This is a genomic window from Pseudomonas sp. Z2-11, assembly GCF_054161305.1.
Genome location: NZ_CP096395.1, coordinates 3,185,134 through 3,201,272, shown reverse-complemented (window position 1 = coordinate 3,201,272; position 16,139 = coordinate 3,185,134). Strand labels below are relative to the sequence as shown.

Annotated in this window: 15 protein-coding genes; 12 read left to right on the top strand and 3 right to left on the bottom strand. The window is 62.9% G+C overall.

All coding sequences use genetic code 11. The features are described from left to right. Positions 1-55 precede the first annotated feature (55 nt). The 4 genes from M1E16_RS14150 to M1E16_RS14135 all read left to right on the top strand — a co-directional run bounded on the left by M1E16_RS14150 (position 56) and on the right by M1E16_RS14135 (position 4,669). Complete coding sequence (locus M1E16_RS14150) at positions 56-577, top strand: SgcJ/EcaC family oxidoreductase (protein WP_305500949.1); 522 nt, start codon at positions 56-58, stop codon at positions 575-577. A gap of 150 nt (positions 578-727) precedes the next feature. Further along, positions 728-1,237, top strand: coding sequence for a sigma-70 family RNA polymerase sigma factor (locus M1E16_RS14145; RefSeq protein ID WP_458127601.1), 510 nt, complete (start codon positions 728-730; stop codon positions 1,235-1,237). Beyond that, on the top strand, positions 1,237-2,178 hold the full coding sequence (locus tag M1E16_RS14140; RefSeq protein ID WP_458127600.1) for a FecR domain-containing protein: 942 nt from the start codon (positions 1,237-1,239) through the stop codon (positions 2,176-2,178). The genes M1E16_RS14145 and M1E16_RS14140 overlap by 1 nt, the downstream gene beginning before the upstream one ends. A gap of 67 nt (positions 2,179-2,245) precedes the next feature. Beyond that, complete coding sequence (locus M1E16_RS14135; protein WP_458127599.1) at positions 2,246-4,669, top strand: TonB-dependent siderophore receptor; 2,424 nt, start codon at positions 2,246-2,248, stop codon at positions 4,667-4,669. 182 nt (positions 4,670-4,851) lie between these two features. Here M1E16_RS14135 and M1E16_RS14130 read toward each other — a convergent pair whose 3' ends face one another. Further along, entirely contained in the window at positions 4,852-5,253 is a 402-nt protein-coding gene (locus M1E16_RS14130; protein ID WP_434630962.1) for a hypothetical protein, read from the bottom strand. A gap of 248 nt (positions 5,254-5,501) precedes the next feature. Here M1E16_RS14130 and M1E16_RS14125 point away from each other — a divergent pair, with 248 nt between their 5' ends. Then, complete coding sequence (locus M1E16_RS14125) at positions 5,502-6,572, top strand: M42 family metallopeptidase (protein WP_434657816.1); 1,071 nt, start codon at positions 5,502-5,504, stop codon at positions 6,570-6,572. Positions 6,573-6,687: 115 nt separating this feature from the next. Here M1E16_RS14125 and M1E16_RS14120 read toward each other — a convergent pair whose 3' ends face one another. Further along, positions 6,688-7,167: a nuclear transport factor 2 family protein gene (locus M1E16_RS14120; protein WP_458127598.1), complete on the bottom strand. Its 480-nt coding sequence runs from the start codon at positions 7,165-7,167 to the stop codon at positions 6,688-6,690. A 92-nt stretch (positions 7,168-7,259) separates the two neighbouring features. Next, positions 7,260-7,826, bottom strand: coding sequence for a TetR/AcrR family transcriptional regulator (locus M1E16_RS14115; RefSeq protein WP_434630971.1), 567 nt, complete (start codon positions 7,824-7,826; stop codon positions 7,260-7,262). 124 nt (positions 7,827-7,950) lie between these two features. Between M1E16_RS14115 and pssA the strand changes: the two genes are divergently transcribed. From pssA to M1E16_RS14080, 7 genes are all read left to right on the top strand, one after another. Then, a complete protein-coding gene (pssA, locus tag M1E16_RS14110; RefSeq protein ID WP_434698211.1) occupies positions 7,951-9,294 on the top strand; it encodes a CDP-diacylglycerol--serine O-phosphatidyltransferase in 1,344 nt (447 codons plus the stop codon). Between the two features lie 11 nt (positions 9,295-9,305). Beyond that, on the top strand, positions 9,306-10,322 hold the full coding sequence (locus M1E16_RS14105) for an AraC family transcriptional regulator (RefSeq protein ID WP_458127597.1): 1,017 nt from the start codon (positions 9,306-9,308) through the stop codon (positions 10,320-10,322). 251 nt (positions 10,323-10,573) lie between these two features. Next, positions 10,574-12,238, top strand: a complete 1,665-nt coding sequence (locus M1E16_RS14100) for an AMP-binding protein (RefSeq protein ID WP_458127596.1) — start codon at positions 10,574-10,576, stop codon at positions 12,236-12,238. Between the two features lie 16 nt (positions 12,239-12,254). Further along, the gene (locus tag M1E16_RS14095) at positions 12,255-13,016 is read left to right on the top strand and encodes an SDR family NAD(P)-dependent oxidoreductase (protein WP_458127595.1); all 762 of its coding nucleotides are present in this window, start codon (positions 12,255-12,257) and stop codon (positions 13,014-13,016) included. An 11-nt stretch (positions 13,017-13,027) separates the two neighbouring features. Continuing rightward, positions 13,028-14,215: an acetyl-CoA C-acyltransferase gene (locus tag M1E16_RS14090; RefSeq protein ID WP_458127594.1), complete on the top strand. Its 1,188-nt coding sequence runs from the start codon at positions 13,028-13,030 to the stop codon at positions 14,213-14,215. A 9-nt stretch (positions 14,216-14,224) separates the two neighbouring features. Further along, positions 14,225-15,352 (top strand): acyl-CoA dehydrogenase, encoded by a 1,128-nt coding sequence (locus M1E16_RS14085; protein WP_434630989.1) that lies wholly within the window; start codon positions 14,225-14,227, stop codon positions 15,350-15,352. A 13-nt stretch (positions 15,353-15,365) separates the two neighbouring features. Further along, positions 15,366-16,139, top strand: a complete 774-nt coding sequence (locus tag M1E16_RS14080; RefSeq protein ID WP_458127593.1) for an enoyl-CoA hydratase — start codon at positions 15,366-15,368, stop codon at positions 16,137-16,139.

The following is a 16,139-nucleotide window of genomic DNA, read 5'->3' as shown; positions in this document are numbered from 1 at the left end:
CGACGCTTGCGAAGGCCGGCACAGTGGGCTCATTGAAACCCAAAGGAACGCTACGATGAAAATGAAAACCTGTGCCATTGCCGCTTTTCTCCTGCTGGGCGCACCCCTTGCCCAAGCGCTGGAGACCACGCCGTTTGTCTACAGCACCGTGGCCGAGCAGCCGCAGAACGTCAACGACCGTGAAATCGCCGGGCTGTTCGACCGCTGGAACGCTGCGTTGAAGACCGGCAGCGCCGTCGCGGTCACCAGCCTGTACGCCCCGGATGCGATTCTGCAACCGACCGTCTCCAACAAGGTGCGCAGTACCCCGGCGCAAATCCAGGACTATTTCGTGCACTTCCTGGCGGCCAAGCCGGTCGGGGTGATCAACTACCGGGAAATCCGTCACCTGGGGCCTGACGCGGCGATGGACAGCGGAGTCTATACCTTTACGCTGACCCAGGCCGACGGTTCCAAGCGGGAAGTGCAGGCGCGCTATACCTTCCTTTACGAGCGACTCGACGGTCAGTGGAAAATCATCAACCATCACTCGTCGGCCATGCCGGAAGTACCGAAGACCCTGCAGGCCAGCCACTGACCGCAGGCAATAAACGGCGCGCCCTTGGTGTTCAAGGGCGCCTGCTTCGCCAGACGTTTTGACCGTCGATGAATTAAAGCCTTGGATTCACCTGGGAACATTAATTAGAATCAGTCTCATTTAAGACATTCTTGCCCAGGGCGACTTCACATGCTTGATGCAGCTAAGCCGGCGGAGCACGCCCTCGACGCCTTATACCGTGACCATGGCGGTTGGCTGGAAGGCTGGCTGCGACGGCGCATGGGCAATGCCTGGGATGCCGCCGACCTGCGCCAGGATACGTTCCTGCGCGTACTGTCCAGCGCCCAGTCGCTGGCCGACCTGCATGAACCGCGCGCCTACCTGTTGACGGTGGGCAAGCGCTTGTTGAGCAATTTCTACACGCGCCGCCATCTGGAACAGGCTTATCTCGACGCGTTGGCCAGCCTGCCCGCCGAATGCGTGCCGTCTCCAGAGCAGCGGTGGCTGCTGCTGGAAACCCTGCAGGCCCTGGACGAGTTGCTCGATGGCTTGGCGCCGATGGTGCGTCGGGCGTTCCTGTGGAGCCAGCTCGAAGGCCTCGGTTATCGCGAGATCGCCGAGCGCCTGCAAGTCTCCGAACGCACCGTGAAGCGTTATATGGCCCAGGCCTACGAACATTGCCTGTTGGTGGACTTCTGATGCGCCAGGCTCCGTCGGCCGAAGCCCGTGAAGTTGCCCGGGCGGCGGCCCGCTGGCTGGCGCTGATCGAGTCAGGCGTCGATGAATTCGATCATGGCGCGTTGCAGCGCTGGCGCGAAAGCAAGGCCGAGCATGAAGCGGCCTGGCAGAAAGCCCAGCGCCTGCGCCAGCGGTTTGCCGAGGTGCCGTCATCGTTGGGCCTGGCCACCCTGGATCGTCCCGCACTGGCCCGTCGCAGCGTACTCAAGCGCGCGTTGGGTGTCGCCGCGCTGGTACCGACCGCGTGGTTGCTGGGACGTGAACTGCCGCTGGACGCCTGGCGCGCCGACCTGCACACCGCCACCGGGGAACGCCGTCGGTGGACGCTGGCCGGTGGCAACGTTTTGCAGTTGAACACCGACAGCGCTGTCGATCTTGACCTTGAGGCGCGCCGCCTGATGCTGCTGCGCGGCGAGATCGCGCTGAAAGTCGTCGATGTCCCCTTGGCGGTCCAGCTGCCCTACGGTGCGGTGAGCGTCGGCCGAGGCGAAGTCTGTATTCGGCTGGATCAACGCAACTGCCGGGTTTCGGTACTCAGCGGCGCGGTGCAACTGCAGCCTGCGCAAGGGCCGGCGCTGAGGCTCGAAGAAGGCCAACAGGTCGACCTGAGTGCCACTGGCGCGGCTGCGACCAGCACGTTCGACGCCGGGCAGATGGGCTGGCGTGAAGGCGTGCTCGTGGCGCAGAACCAGCCGCTGGGGGATTTCCTTCGGGAACTGGACCGCTATCGCCCCGGCGTGTTGCGCTGGGACGAAGGGCTGGAAGCGCTCCGCGTCACCGGCAGCTTCCGTCTGGAAAACACCGACCGGATCCTCGCGCTGCTCTCGGCCAGCCTGCCGCTTGAGGTGCACATGCGTACCCGCTACTGGGTCACCTTGACGCCGCGAAAAAATATCGCCTGAAGCCTGTCCCCTTTTTTTGTCTCGCTTGTCATTCAAGGCAACTGAACAAAAAACGAGAGTTGCTCCAATGCCCGCAGCAGTATCTTTACGTTTTCGTCCGGCCCTCGCTGGCTGGCGCCCGTTGCTGAACCTGAGCCTCATACTGAGCCTGAGCTCCAGTGCGTTTTTCATCTCGCCCAGCCAGGCCGAGGAAAGCGCCCGGCGCAGCTATCAGGTTCCCGCCGGCAGCCTCGGCGCCGCGCTGACCCGGTTCGCCGGGCAGGCTGGCGTCAACCTCTCGGTGGACCCGGCCTTGGTGAGCGGTCGCAACAGTGCCGGGCTCGCCGGCGAGTTTGGTGTGGAGGAGGGCTTTGCCCGGCTGCTGCAGGGTTCCGGCCTGCAGTTGCAACCGGTGGGAGAGCAGGCCTACATGCTCACTCCGACGGCGCAAGGCAGCAGCCTGCAGCTGGCGCCGACTTCGATTTTCGGCGCCAACGGCGCGACGCAAGGCGATCCCTACGCAGGGGGGCAGGTGGCACGGCGTGGATCCCAGGGCTTGCTTGGCTCCCGTGACTTCATGGAAACGCCGTTCAGCATGACCACCTACACGGGGGAGACGGTCAAGAATCTGCAAGCCCGGACCCTAGGTGACCTGGTCGCCAGCGACCCCTCGGTGCGCGCCACCAACCCGGCGGGCGGGCGTTATGAGCAATTCACCATTCGTGGCTTGAGCCTGTTCAACAGTGACGTGGCCTACAACGGCCTTTATGGCGTGCTGCCGACTTATACAATCGACATGGAGATGGCCGATCGCGTCGACATCCTCAAGGGCCCGACCCAACTGATCAACGGGATCTCGCCGCGAGGCAGCGTCGGCGGCGGGATCAACGTAGTGCCCAAGCGGGCCACCGACAAGCCGATCACGTCTCTGACCGGCAGCTATGCCTCCGACAGCCAGCCCGGCGCTGCCGTGGATGTCGGCCGCCGTTTTGGCGAGGACAACCAGTTTGGCGTGCGCTTCAACGGCGTCAAGCAGGCCGGCGATACCGACTGGGATCATCAGCGCGTGGATCGCCAGATGGCCGTGCTGGGCCTGGACTTTCGTGGCGAGCGCCTGCGTCTTTCTACCGACATAGGCCACACCGAGCGTGACACCGACGCACCGCAGGAGCGCGTCCAGGTCGGCGCCGCCGCGCCGGTACCGCATGCCAGCGATGTGCGACGCAATTACGCGCAGCATTGGAGCAAGGCGCGTACCGAGGACACCTTCGGCGCTGTGAACGGCGAATTCGACGTCAGCGATTCGGTCATGCTTTACGGCGGTGTCGGGGCGCGTAAAAGCAACCACGACTTTCTGCGGCACAACGTGTCGGTCACTAATGCGGCCGGGGATTTCACCGTGTCGCCCCGCGACTTTACCCGGGACGAGAATGTCCGCACGGCCAATGCCGGGGTGCGCAACTGGTTCCAAACCGGCCCGGTGAGCCATGAGCTGAACCTGGCGGCCAGTTATTTCTACATGGATTTCGAGAACGGCGGCGCCCGTTATGCCAACGGGCGCAGCAACCTGTATGACCCGGTGCCGACACCGACGCCGAACACCCCCACACGGCCGGACCCGAAGGTCTACACCGAGAACCACTTCAGCGGCGTGGCGCTGTCCGACACCCTGGGTTTCTTTGATGACCGCCTGCTGCTGACCCTTGGCGCCCGCTGGCAGCGGGTGGAAGTTGACGACTGGTCCGATGGGGTCAAGGGTCCCACCGCCTATGACGAGGAAAAAGTCTCGCCGTCGGGCGGCATCCTGTTCAAGGCCACTGACAAACTGTCCCTCTATGCCAACTACATGGAAGGCTTGAGCCAGGGCAAGATCGCGCCGACGTCCTCGGACAACAGCGATGAAATTTTCCCGCCGTTCATCAGCCGCCAGGTCGAGGTTGGCGCCAAGTACGATGCCGGCGCGCTGGCCGTTACCGCCGCCGTGTTCCGGATCAAGCAACCGGCCTATGCCACCGACGCCACGACCAACGTCTTCGGCCCGAACGGCAAGCGCGAGAACACCGGCGCGGAAGTCAGCGTATTCGGTGAACCGGTCAAGGGATTGCGCCTGCTCGGCGGCGTGATGTACATCGACAGCGAACTGACCGACACCACCAACCCGGCGTTTGACGGCAACCGCGCGCCGGCGACACCGGAGTACAACGTCAACCTGGGCGCCGAATGGGATGTGCCGACTGTGCAGGGGTTGACCCTGACCAGCCGCGGCATCTATTCCAGCTCGCAGTACCTGGACCCGTCCAATACCAAGGAAATCGATTCCTGGGAGCGGTTCGACGTCGGTGCGCGGTATGCCTTCAAGGTCGATGACAAGCACATCACCTTGCGCGCCAATATCGAGAACGTGGCGGACAAGCGCTATTGGAGCTCGGCCGGGGCTTCGGACGACAGCGAGCCGGGGCTGACCCTGGCGACGCCGCGCACTTACCTGGTGTCGGCGACTGTCGATTTCTGATCGCAGTTGCTGTTTGTCCTGTGGGAGCGAGCAGCCATGAAATTCTGGTCGCCCAATCCAACTGTGGGAGCGAGCCTGCTCGCGAAAAGGCCGGAACTTTCAACATCTTCGTTGAATGTGATACCGCTTTCGCGAGCAGGCTCGCTCCCACAGGGGATGCATTGGCATTTTAAAAAACAATGTCAGCCGTCGCGAAACAGGTCGTGGGCATCCAGCAGCCGCCAGGCGATTTCAGGCCGTTTGTCCAACCCCCGACGGATCGCCGCCGGAATCGACTGGCGGATCTTGCGGCACAGGCCTGGCTGTTCCTGGAACTCGATAGCAATGCCGCGCATGGTCCGCACTTCGTTGTAACCCGGCTCGATGGTCACCCGTACGCCGAGGTTCTCATACAGCCGCTGCTGCAAGCGTTCAAGCTCGTCCAGGCTCTGGATGTTTTCCAGTCGCTCAAGCAGGCGTTTTTCTTCCTGGCGATTCAGGCAAAGGATGCGCAAATCGCTGCCTGGCGTTTGCAGCAACGCATCACGCCCGCAATCACAGACGCCGGGCGGGCAGGGGGGACGGATCGGCATCGACGCGGTCATGGGCTCCACAAGTTCTGCGACACAACAAAACCGCCTTTGGGCGTAGGGACGACCCCGGCAATGTGATGCCTCGCGGCGCGCTGGTCAACCCTCCACAGGGGCCGCTTGTCCGCGTCCGGATAGGGGCCGCTCGTCTGTTTTGCCGCAATCCGATCAAATTTTTCAGCACCGCGCGGGCTCAAGAAGACAAACACGTCGCGGCTCGCTCCGATAGCTGGGCCGCTTCCGGAAAAAGGAGAACCCATCGTATGCAACCCGATCCGTCCACCTTACCGCTGCTGGAAGAATTGCTGATGGCCCGTGGGCCCGGCGGGCAGGAGCATGAAGTGCGCGACATCTGCCTGCGGGAACTGCGGCCGCATTGCGACGAGACCCGGGTCGACCCGGCCGGTAATGTCATCGGCCTGATCAAGGGCACACACCCGAGCGGCGAGGCGAACCAGCCCATCCGGATCATGGCGCACCTGGACGAAATCGCCATGCTGGTCAAACGCATCGAGCCGGACGGCACATTGCGCGTGGTGGCCCTGGGCGGCGCCAATCCGATCAATTTCGGGGTGTGCCCGGTGGACATTCTCGGCGACCGGGATTTCATTCCCGGCGTACTGTCGTTCGGATCGATGCACAGCACCGGTGAAACCCATCAGGGCGCCGATGTGCTGTCGGGGAACGTCAATTGGGGCGATGTCCATGTGATCACCCGGTGCTCCGGTGAGCAGCTGCAAACGCACGGAGTGCGGCCCGGTACCCGGGTAGTGCTGAGCCAGCATTGGCGACGTCCGTTCCGGGTCGGCGATGCCATCGCGGCGCATTTCCTCGACGACCGCGCGCCGATGGTCGCGACACTGCAAGCCGCAAGGTTATTGGCTGAGCGCCGCGAAGAACTGGCAAACGACGTCTATTTCGTCTTCACCACACAAGAGGAAGAGTCCAATGCCGGAGCGCTTTATGCCGCCAGCCATCTGCCGGGGGATGCCACGGTAGCGGTTGAGGTGGGCCCGATCATTTCCGAGTACGCTACCCGACTGAGCGTCGATCCGATCATCAACACTGGCGATAAAAACGGTTGCTACAACCGCGAGATCGTCGACCAGCTGTACCAGGCCGGCAAACGTCGCGGGTTGACGCCTCAGTTCGCGCTGCTGGTGGATTTTGCCAGTGACGCCAGCGCAATCATGAGCAGCGGCGTGTCGGCCCAGGGTGGCTGCATCGCCATTCCGACTGAAAACACCCACGGTTACGAGCTGATTCTGGAAGGAAGTATCGAAGCCTGCGCGGTAACGTTGCTGGAATTCCTGCTGGATCGCGGCCACGACTGACACGCCAAAGATCCCTGTGGGAGCGAGCCTGCTCGCGAAAGCGGTTTCACAGCCGATGAAAATATCGACTGTGATGGCCCCTTCGCGAGCAGGCTCGCTCCCACAAGAGGGACAATTACAGCCCCAATTCGGACAGCCCCGGATGATCATCCGGACGACGACCCAGCGGCCAATGGAATTTACGCTCGCTTTCCTTGATCGGCAGGTCGTTGATGCAGGCGTAGCGATTGGACATCAAGCCGTTTTCGTCGAACTCCCAGTTTTCGTTGCCGTAGGAGCGGAACCAGTTGCCTGAGTCGTCGTGCCATTCATAGGCATAACGCACGGCGATGCGGTTGTCGGTGAACGCCCAGAGTTCCTTGATCAGCCGGTAATCCAGCTCCTTGGCCCATTTGCGGGCCAGGAAGGCCTTGGCTTCTTCCCGGCTATGGACGAACTCGGCGCGATTACGCCACTGGGTGTCGAGGGTGTAGGCCAACGATACCTTCTGCGGATCGCGAGAGTTCCAGCCGTCTTCGGCCAGGCGAACTTTCTCGATCGCTGTTTCACGGCTGAACGGCGGCAGCGGCGGGCGAACTTCAGCAGAGGACGACATGGTTAATCTCCCGATAAATGAATGATGAATTGCACTATTGCCTGTCTCAACGGCAGTCTGTCTCAACGACGGTCTTGCGATACGCGTGTTGCTTATTCGATAGCCAGCAGGGTTTTCAGAACGTGCTGTGCCTGATCGGCTGCATTGTGATCGCCCATGACCAGTGCAACGGTGATGGCCCCATCGATCAGGATAAGCAGCTTCCCCGCCAGCACTTGCGGTTGCTCGATGCCTTGATCGCTGCACAGGCGGGTTACATAGTCGAGCAGCTTCTGTTTATGCATCTTTGCCACCTGGCGGACCGGGTCCTGCGGGTCGCCGGTTTCGCCGCTGGTATTGATGAAGGCGCAACCGCGAAAACCTTCGCTGTCGAACCAGCCCTTGAGCACCGGAAACAGGTTCAGCAACCGCGCGAGCGGCGTCGGCGCCTTGTCCACTTCGCTGCTGAACCAGTGCATCCAGCGTTCATCGCGGCGCTTGAGGGCGGCGACAACCAGGTCCTCCTTGTTGGCGAAGTAGCGATAGATGCTTTTCCTCGAGACGCCGGCGGTTTTCACCAAAAGGTCCATGCCGGTGGCGGCGATGCCACTTTTGTAGATCAACTTTTCGGCGACATCGAGGATGATGTCGCGTGTTTCATTGCTAGTGATTTCGTTCATGGATCGAACAGTAGAACGATCGTTCTCCTTGGTCAAATGTTTTTTCGTCGCGAAGGGGAGGCCCAAACCCGCGCGTCATGGTGTAAGCTCATCCGTTCTTCGGATTCGACCTTTTGCGAGCCCTATGCCGTCGCTTTTCAAACGCTCCCTGCTGCCCAAGCTGCGCAGCTTTCCACTCACCGCCGAGGCTGTGACCATCCTCGACGGCGCCGCCGAGTTTCGCCGTTGCCTGCTGGAGAAAATTGCCCAGGCGACCCAGCGCATCTACATCGTCGCGCTCTACTTGCAAGAGGACGAGGCCGGCCAGGAAATCCTTGACGCCTTGCATGCCGCCAAAGCCGCGCGCCCCGAGCTGGACATCGCCGTGGTGGTGGACTGGCTACGGGCCCAGCGCGGCCTGATCGGCGCCAAGAAGCAGCCGGGCAACTCGGCGTGGTACCAGCAGCAGACCCGCGTCCATGACAGCGAAGTGCCGATCTACGGCGTGCCGGTGCAGACTCGCGAGCTGTTCGGCGTGCTGCACTTGAAAGGCTTTGTGATCGATGATTGTGTGCTCTACAGCGGCGCGAGCCTGAACAACGTCTACCTGCACAAGTTCGACAAATACCGCTACGACCGATACCACCTGCTGCAGAACAGCGCGCTGGCCGATTCGATGCATCATCTGGTGCAACATGGCCTGATCGCATCCAGGGCGGTGCATCGCCTTGACCTGCCGAACCTGCCCAGCACTCGCAGCTTGCGCAAGGACATCGGCGACCTGCGCAGCCGTCTCAAATATGCAACCTATGACACCACGGCCGGCAGCCTCGATAAAGACGGCCTGTCGGTGAGCCCGCTGCTGGGCGTCGGCAAGAATAATCCGCTGAGCAAGGCGATCAGCGAGCTGATCGCCAGCAGCCGTCAGCAACTGACCATCTGCACGCCCTATTTCAACCTGCCGCTGGCCGTGACCCGGGACATCAACCGTGCCCTGGCGCGCGGGGTACGGATCGACATCATCGTCGGCGACAAGACCGCCAACGATTTTTATATCCCGCCCAGCGAGCCGTTCAAGATCATTGCGGCGTTGCCCTATCTGTACGAGATCAGCCTGCGCCGCTTCGCCAAGCGGCATCAGCGCTACATCGACAGCGGCCAGTTGAACCTGCGTTTGTGGCGCGACGGCGATAACACCTACCACCTCAAAGGCATGTGGGTCGACGAGCGCTACACCTTGCTCACCGGCAACAACCTCAACCCGCGGGCGTTTCGCCTGGATCTGGAAAACGCCCTGTTGCTCGACGATCCCAAAGGGGAGTTGCTGGGGCCGCGGCAGGCTGAGCTGGAGCGGATCTATCAACACACCCGGCGGATCGAACGCTACCTGGACCTGGAGACCCTGCCGGACTATCCCGCCGCGGTGAGCAAGTTCCTGAAACGGGTCAGCCGGGTGCGAATAGAGCGACTGCTTTACCGGATCCTGTGAACCGCCGCGCCATGTCGGATAAAGACACCATCTCCATCCAGCTGGTGCGCGAGGCGCTGCTGCAAAGCTGCGCCCCTGGAGCCGCTACCGAAGAAGTCCTGAGCAAGGTCGGTATCGACCCCGCATGGCTCAACGAGCCTCAGGCGCGCGTGCCGGCCCATGCCTATGCGCGACTCTGGCGCCTGCTGGCAAGGCGGCTGGATGACGAGTTCTTCGGCATGGACCCGCGCAAGCTCAAGTCCGGCAGCCTGGCCTTCCTGTGCCAGTGCGCCATGGCCCAGCCGACGTTGGCGACCGGGTTGACGGCGGGGCTGGGTTTCCTCTCCTTGATGCTTGAACACCTGCCGGCGCAGTGGGTTCGCCAGCAAAGCCTGGCGGAAATCGTCCTGCTCGAAGACGACCAGGACCCGCGCCGGGCCTTTACCTATTTCACCTATTGGATGATCGTCCATGGCGTGGCCTGCTGGCTCGCCGGGCGGCGCATTCCAATCCTGTCCGTCGAGTTGCGTTGCCCGGCGCCGGATTTCTGCGATGACTACCGCGTGATGTTCTCGCAGAACCTGCGCTTCGACCGGCCCCGTACGCGGATGATCTTCTCCGCCGACTGCCTGGACCTGCCCATCCGTCGCAGTCCGGAGGAGCTCAAGCGCTTCCTGGCCCAGGCCCCGGCGAACATCCTGGTGAAATACCGCGACCCGCAAAGCCTCGCCAGCCGTATCCGCCATGATCTGCGCCAGCTGCCCGCCGAGCAGTGGCCGGAAACCGAGGCCCTGGCTCAACAACTCTGCGTTTCCGCATCGACCTTGCGCCGCCGCCTGGCGGATGAGGGCCAGACTTACCAGGGCCTGAAAGACAGTGTGCGCAAGGAACTGGCGATCGCCTGGCTGGCCGAGCCCTCCATCAGCTTCGTCGAAATCGCCGCGCGGCTGGGTTTTGCCGATGCCAGCTCGTTCTACAAGGCGTTTCGCAAGTGGTCCGGGTCCAATCCCGGGCACTATCGCAGCCTGATTCTCAACGAGGCTGACTGATCCGAGTTCCTGGTTGACTGGGCTGCCGTCTTCGCGAGCAGGCTCGCTCCCACATTGGAATATTGGCTGTCCCATGTGGGAGCGAGCCTGCTCGCGAAGAGGACCTCACTGACAACACATCCCCCGAACCATGGCCAAACCAGTCAAGCAACTTGAAAGCTTTGACCATTGCCCCGCAGCCCCTTCGGCGCGAGTATTTCCCTGCTATTCACGGTTCCCCCACCAATAAAAAGTACAGAGGGATTCTGGTCATGCGCGATTATTCGTCCGCCACGTCGCAGTTCGATTACCTGCACACCGCCAATGCCGCTTTGCACGGTTCGCTCGAGGCGCTCAACGCCTGCGTGGAATGTTGCGACCGGCATGCCTTGCCGGGGCGCATCGCTTTGTTCTGGGAGGGGCGTGACGGCAGCGATGCGACGTGGACTTACCGTGACCTGCAGGACAACGCCGCGCGTTTCGCCAACTTCCTGCGCGCCCAAGGTGTCGGCAAGGGCGACAAGGTCGCCGGCCTGCTGCCGCGCAATGCCGAACTTCTGATCGTGGTGCTCGCCACCTGGCGTATCGGCGCGGTCTACCAGCCCCTGTTCACCGCATTCGGACCCAAGGCCATCGAGCACCGCCTCGGCAGTTCCGGCGCGCGCGTGGTGGTCACTGACGCCAGCAACCGGCCCAAGCTCAACGAAGTGCTCGGGGGCCCCACCATCGTTACGGTCGGCGGGGCGAAGGGCCAGGGCATCGTCCGCGGCGATTACAGTTTCTGGGCCGAACTGGCCAACCATTCCGACCAGTGCGAACCGCTGATGCTGACCGGCGAAGATCCGTTCCTGCTGATGTTCACCTCCGGCACCACCGGGCCGGCCAAGGCGCTGTCGGTTCAGCTCAAGGCCATCGTCGCATTCCAGAGCTACATGCGTGACGCCGTGGATCTGCGTCCCGAAGACGCGTTCTGGAACGTCGCCGACCCAGGCTGGGCCTACGGCATCTATTTCGGCGTGACCGGGCCTCTGGCGCTTGGGCATCCGATCACCTTCTACGATGGGCCCTTCACCTTGGAAAGCACCTGCCGGGTGATCAACAAATACGCCATCAGCAACCTGGCGGGCTCACCAACGGCCTACCGTTTGCTGATCGCTGGCGGTGAGCAGTTCGCTCGGTCGATCAAGGGCAAGCTGCGCATCGTCAGCAGCGCCGGCGAGCCGCTGAATCCGGAAGTGATTCGCTGGTTTGCCGACAACCTGAACGTGGTGATCCATGACCATTACGGCCAGACCGAGCTGGGCATGGTGCTGTGCAACCACCACGGTCTCGACCACCCGGTGCATTTGGGCGCGGCCGGTTTTGCCTCGCCGGGCCACCGCATCGTGGTGCTGGATGAAAATCAACGGGAGTTGGGGGTAGGGCAGCCAGGCATTCTTGCCGTCGATCGCAGCCAGTCGCCGATGTGCTGGTTCGCCGGTTACGAAGGCGGGCCGACCAAGGCGTTCGTCGGCGATTATTACCTGAGTGGCGATACCGTCGAATCCAACCCCGACGGCAGCATCAGCTTCGTCGGCCGCAGCGACGACGTGATCACCACGTCCGGCTATCGCGTTGGCCCGTTCGACGTGGAAAGCGCGCTGATCGAGCATCCGGCCGTGGTAGAAGCCGCGGTCATTGGCAAACCCGACCCTGAGCGCACCGAGCTGGTGAAAGCTTTTGTGGTGCTCAGCGCTCAGTACCGCGCAGCGCCGGAGCTGGCCGAAGAATTGCGCCAGCATGTGCGCAAGCGCCTCGCGGCCCATGCATACCCCCGTGAAATCGAATTTGTCAGCGACTTGCCGAAGACCCCCAGCGGCAAGTTGCAGCGCTTTATCTTGCGCAACCAGGAGATCGCCAAGGCTCAAGAGGCCGTGGCGCAGAACGTTTCAGCTTGAATCCAAGGAAACCATGATGCAGATCGATAACAAGATTTTTCTCGTCAGCGGCGGTGCTTCCGGCCTCGGCGCGGCCACTGGCGAAATGCTCGTCAAGGCCGGCGCCAAGGTGATGCTGGTCGACCTCAACGCCGATGCGGTGGCCGGCCAGGCGCAAAAGCTCGGTTGCCGGAGCGTGGTCGCCGACATCAGTAACGAAGCGGCCGTAGAAGCGGCAGTCAAGGCCACGGTGGATGCGTTCGGCGGCTTGAACGGTCTGGTCAATTGCGCAGGCATCGTGCGCGGCGAGAAAATCCTCGGCAAGAACGGCCCGCACGCACTCGAAAGCTTCAGCCAGGTGATCAACGTCAACCTGATCGGCAGCTTCAACCTGCTGCGCCTGGCTGCAGCGGCCATCGCCGAAACCGAGGCCAACGCCGACGGCGAACGCGGCGTGATCATCAATACCGCCTCGGTAGCCGCTTTCGACGGTCAGATCGGCCAGGCCGCCTACGCGGCGTCCAAGGGCGCGATTGCCAGCCTGACGCTGCCAGCCGCCCGTGAACTGGCACGCTTCGGTATCCGCGTGATGACCATCGCTCCAGGGATCTTCGAAACCCCGATGATGGCCGGCATGACGCCGCAAGTACGTGACTCCCTGGCCGCCGGCGTGCCGTTCCCGCCGCGCCTGGGCAAACCCGCCGAGTACGCCGCGCTGGTCCGGCATATCATTGAAAACAGCATGCTCAACGGCGAGGTGATCCGTCTCGACGGCGCCTTGCGCATGGCCGCCAAATAGGAGGATTTGTCATGTCCAACGATCCGATTGTCATTGTCAGCGCCGTCCGCACCCCGATGGGCGGCTTCCAGGGCGAGCTGAAAAGCCTCAGCGCGCCGCAGCTGGGTTCCGCCGCCATCAAGGCCGCCGTGGAGCGCGCCGGCATTTCGCCGCAGGCGGTTGAAGAAGTGCTGTTCGGTTGCGTGCTCGCCGCAGGGCAGGGCCAGGCGCCGGCACGCCAAGCGGCGCTGGGCGCCGGGCTCGATAAATCGACCCGCTGCACCACGCTCAACAAGATGTGCGGTTCGGGCATGGAAGCGGCGATCCTCGCCCACGACATGCTCGTCGCCGGCAGCGCTGAAGTGGTGGTGGCTGGCGGTATGGAAAGCATGTCCAACGCGCCGTACCTGCTCGATCGTGCTCGCAGCGGCTTGCGCATGGGCCATGGCAAGGTGCTCGACCATATGTTCCTCGACGGCCTCGAAGACGCCTACGACAAGGGCCGCCTGATGGGCACTTTCGCCGAAGACTGCGCCGAGACCAACGGCTATAGCCGTGAGGCCCAGGATGCCTTCGCCATCGCGTCCACCACCCGTGCCCAGCAGGCGATCAAGGATGGCAGCTTTGACGCCGAGATCGTGCCGGTGCAGGTCATGGTCGGCAAGGAACAGGTCACCATCCGTCACGACGAGCAGCCGCCCAAGGCGCGGATCGACAAGATCGCCACGCTCAAGCCGGCGTTCCGCGACGGTGGTACGGTGACGGCGGCCAACGCCAGCTCGATTTCCGATGGCGCCGCCGCCCTGGTGTTGATGCGCCAGAGCCAGGCGCAGCAGCGCGGTCTGAAACCGCTGGCGGTGATTCACGGCCACGCCGCGTTCGCCGACGCCCCCGGCCTGTTTCCCACGGCACCGATTGGTGCAATGAAAAAACTGATGAGCAAGACCGGCTGGTCGCTGGGCGACGTCGATCTGTTCGAAGTCAACGAAGCTTTCGCCGTGGTCGGCCTGGTGACCATGGACAAGCTGGAAATTCCCCACGACAAGGTCAACGTCCACGGCGGCGCCTGTGCCCTGGGCCACCCGATCGGCGCATCCGGCGCGCGGATCCTCGTGACGCTGCTCTCGGCCCTGCGCCAGAAAGGCCTCAAGCGCGGCGTCGCGGCGATCTGCATCGGCGGCGGCGAAGCCACCGCCATGGCCGTTGAATGCCTGTACTGAGGAATCACAATGCTTGCGACTGAAGAACAGACCCAGATCCGCGACATGGCCCGGCAATTCGCCCAGGAGCGCCTGAAGCCGTTCGCCGCCGAATGGGACCGTGAGCACCGCTTCCCCAAGGAGGCCATCGCTGAAATGGCCGAACTGGGCTTTTTCGGCATGCTGGTGCCGGAGCAGTGGGGCGGCTGTGACACCGGTTACCTGGCCTATGCGATGACCCTGGAGGAAATCGCCGCCGGCGACGGTGCCTGCTCGACGATCATGAGCGTGCACAACTCGGTGGGCTGCGTGCCGATCCTCAAGTTCGGCACCGACGAGCAAAAGGCCCGGTTCCTCACGCCGCTGGCCAGTGGCGCGATGCTCGGCGCTTTCGCCCTGACCGAGCCCCAGGCTGGCTCCGACGCCAGCAGCCTGAAGACGCGGGCGCGGCTGGAGGGCGATCATTACGTGCTCAACGGTTGCAAACAGTTCATCACGTCCGGACAGAACGCTGGCGTGGTGATCGTGTTTGCTGTCACCGACCCGAGCGCCGGCAAGCGTGGCATCAGTGCGTTCATTGTGCCGACCGATTCGCCGGGCTACAGCGTCGCGCGGGTCGAGGACAAACTCGGCCAGCATGCTTCCGATACCTGCCAGATCCTTTTCGAGGATGTGAAGGTGCCGGTGGCCAATCGTCTCGGGGAGGAGGGTGACGGCTACAGGATCGCCCTGGCGAACCTCGAAGGCGGGCGAGTCGGCATCGCGGCGCAGTCGGTGGGCATGGCCCGCGCGGCGTTCGAAGCCGCTCGCGACTATGCCCGTGAACGCCAGAGCTTTGGCAAGCCGATCATCGAGCATCAGGCCGTGGCGTTCCGCCTGGCCGACATGGCGACCCAGATCGCAGTGGCGCGGCAGATGGTGCACTACGCCGCCGCGCTGCGCGATGCCGGCCAGCCGGCGCTGGTAGAAGCGTCCATGGCCAAGCTGTTCGCCTCGGAAATGGCCGAGAAGGTCTGCTCCATGGCCCTGCAAACCCTCGGTGGCTACGGTTACCTCAACGATTTCCCGCTGGAGCGCATCTACCGCGACGTGCGGGTCTGTCAGATCTACGAAGGCACCAGCGACATTCAGCGCATGGTCATTTCGCGCAACCTTTGAACAGGAGTCCCGCATGAGCTACGAAACGATTTTATTGGAGATCAAGGACCGTGTTGGCCTGATCACTCTCAACCGTCCCCAGGCGCTGAACGCCCTGAATGCGCAGATCGTCAGCGAGCTGAACCAGGCGCTGGACGGCCTGGAGGCGGATCCGAAGATCGGCTGCATCGTCCTGACCGGCTCGAAAAAAGCCTTTGCCGCTGGCGCCGATATCAAGGAGATGGCCGAACTGACCTATCCGCAGATCTACCTGGACGACCTGTTCAGCGACAGCGACCGGGTTGCCAATCGCCGCAAGCCGATCATCGCGGCGGTGAACGGTTTTGCCTTGGGCGGCGGCTGCGAACTGGCCCTGATGTGCGACTTCATCCTGGCCGGTGACAACGCCAGGTTCGGTCAGCCGGAAATCAATCTCGGCGTGCTGCCGGGCATGGGCGGCACCCAACGCCTGACCCGTGCGGTGGGCAAGGCCAAGGCTATGGAGATGTGCCTGACCGGACGCTTCATCGATGCGGTGGAAGCCGAGCGTTGCGGCATCGTGGCGCGTATCGTTCCGGCTGACGAGTTGCTGGACGAAGCCCTGAAAACCGCGGCCTTGATCGCCTCCAAATCGGTGCCCATCAGCATGATGGTCAAGGAGAGCGTCAACCGCGCCTTCGAAGTCAGCCTGTCCGAGGGCGTGCGTTTTGAACGCCGGGTATTCCACGCGGCGTTCGCCACGCTGGATCAGAAAGAAGGCATGGCGGCGTTCGTGGCCAAACGCGCGGCGGAGTTTCAGGACAAGTAA

Bases quoted from the DNA above. Each gene is read 5' to 3' on its own strand.
- M1E16_RS14150 (WP_305500949.1), top strand. From the start codon at position 56: ATGAAAATGAAAACCTGTGCCATTGCCGCTTTTCTCCTGCTGGGCGCA.
- M1E16_RS14145 (WP_458127601.1), top strand. From the start codon at position 728: ATGCTTGATGCAGCTAAGCCGGCGGAGCACGCCCTCGACGCCTTATAC.
- M1E16_RS14140 (WP_458127600.1), top strand. From the start codon at position 1,237: ATGCGCCAGGCTCCGTCGGCCGAAGCCCGTGAAGTTGCCCGGGCGGCG.
- M1E16_RS14135 (WP_458127599.1), top strand. From the start codon at position 2,246: ATGCCCGCAGCAGTATCTTTACGTTTTCGTCCGGCCCTCGCTGGCTGG.
- M1E16_RS14130 (WP_434630962.1), bottom strand. From the start codon at position 5,253: ATGACCGCGTCGATGCCGATCCGTCCCCCCTGCCCGCCCGGCGTCTGT.
- M1E16_RS14125 (WP_434657816.1), top strand. From the start codon at position 5,502: ATGCAACCCGATCCGTCCACCTTACCGCTGCTGGAAGAATTGCTGATG.
- M1E16_RS14120 (WP_458127598.1), bottom strand. From the start codon at position 7,167: ATGTCGTCCTCTGCTGAAGTTCGCCCGCCGCTGCCGCCGTTCAGCCGT.
- M1E16_RS14115 (WP_434630971.1), bottom strand. From the start codon at position 7,826: ATGAACGAAATCACTAGCAATGAAACACGCGACATCATCCTCGATGTC.
- pssA (WP_434698211.1), top strand. From the start codon at position 7,951: ATGCCGTCGCTTTTCAAACGCTCCCTGCTGCCCAAGCTGCGCAGCTTT.
- M1E16_RS14105 (WP_458127597.1), top strand. From the start codon at position 9,306: ATGTCGGATAAAGACACCATCTCCATCCAGCTGGTGCGCGAGGCGCTG.
- M1E16_RS14100 (WP_458127596.1), top strand. From the start codon at position 10,574: ATGCGCGATTATTCGTCCGCCACGTCGCAGTTCGATTACCTGCACACC.
- M1E16_RS14095 (WP_458127595.1), top strand. From the start codon at position 12,255: ATGCAGATCGATAACAAGATTTTTCTCGTCAGCGGCGGTGCTTCCGGC.
- M1E16_RS14090 (WP_458127594.1), top strand. From the start codon at position 13,028: ATGTCCAACGATCCGATTGTCATTGTCAGCGCCGTCCGCACCCCGATG.
- M1E16_RS14085 (WP_434630989.1), top strand. From the start codon at position 14,225: ATGCTTGCGACTGAAGAACAGACCCAGATCCGCGACATGGCCCGGCAA.
- M1E16_RS14080 (WP_458127593.1), top strand. From the start codon at position 15,366: ATGAGCTACGAAACGATTTTATTGGAGATCAAGGACCGTGTTGGCCTG.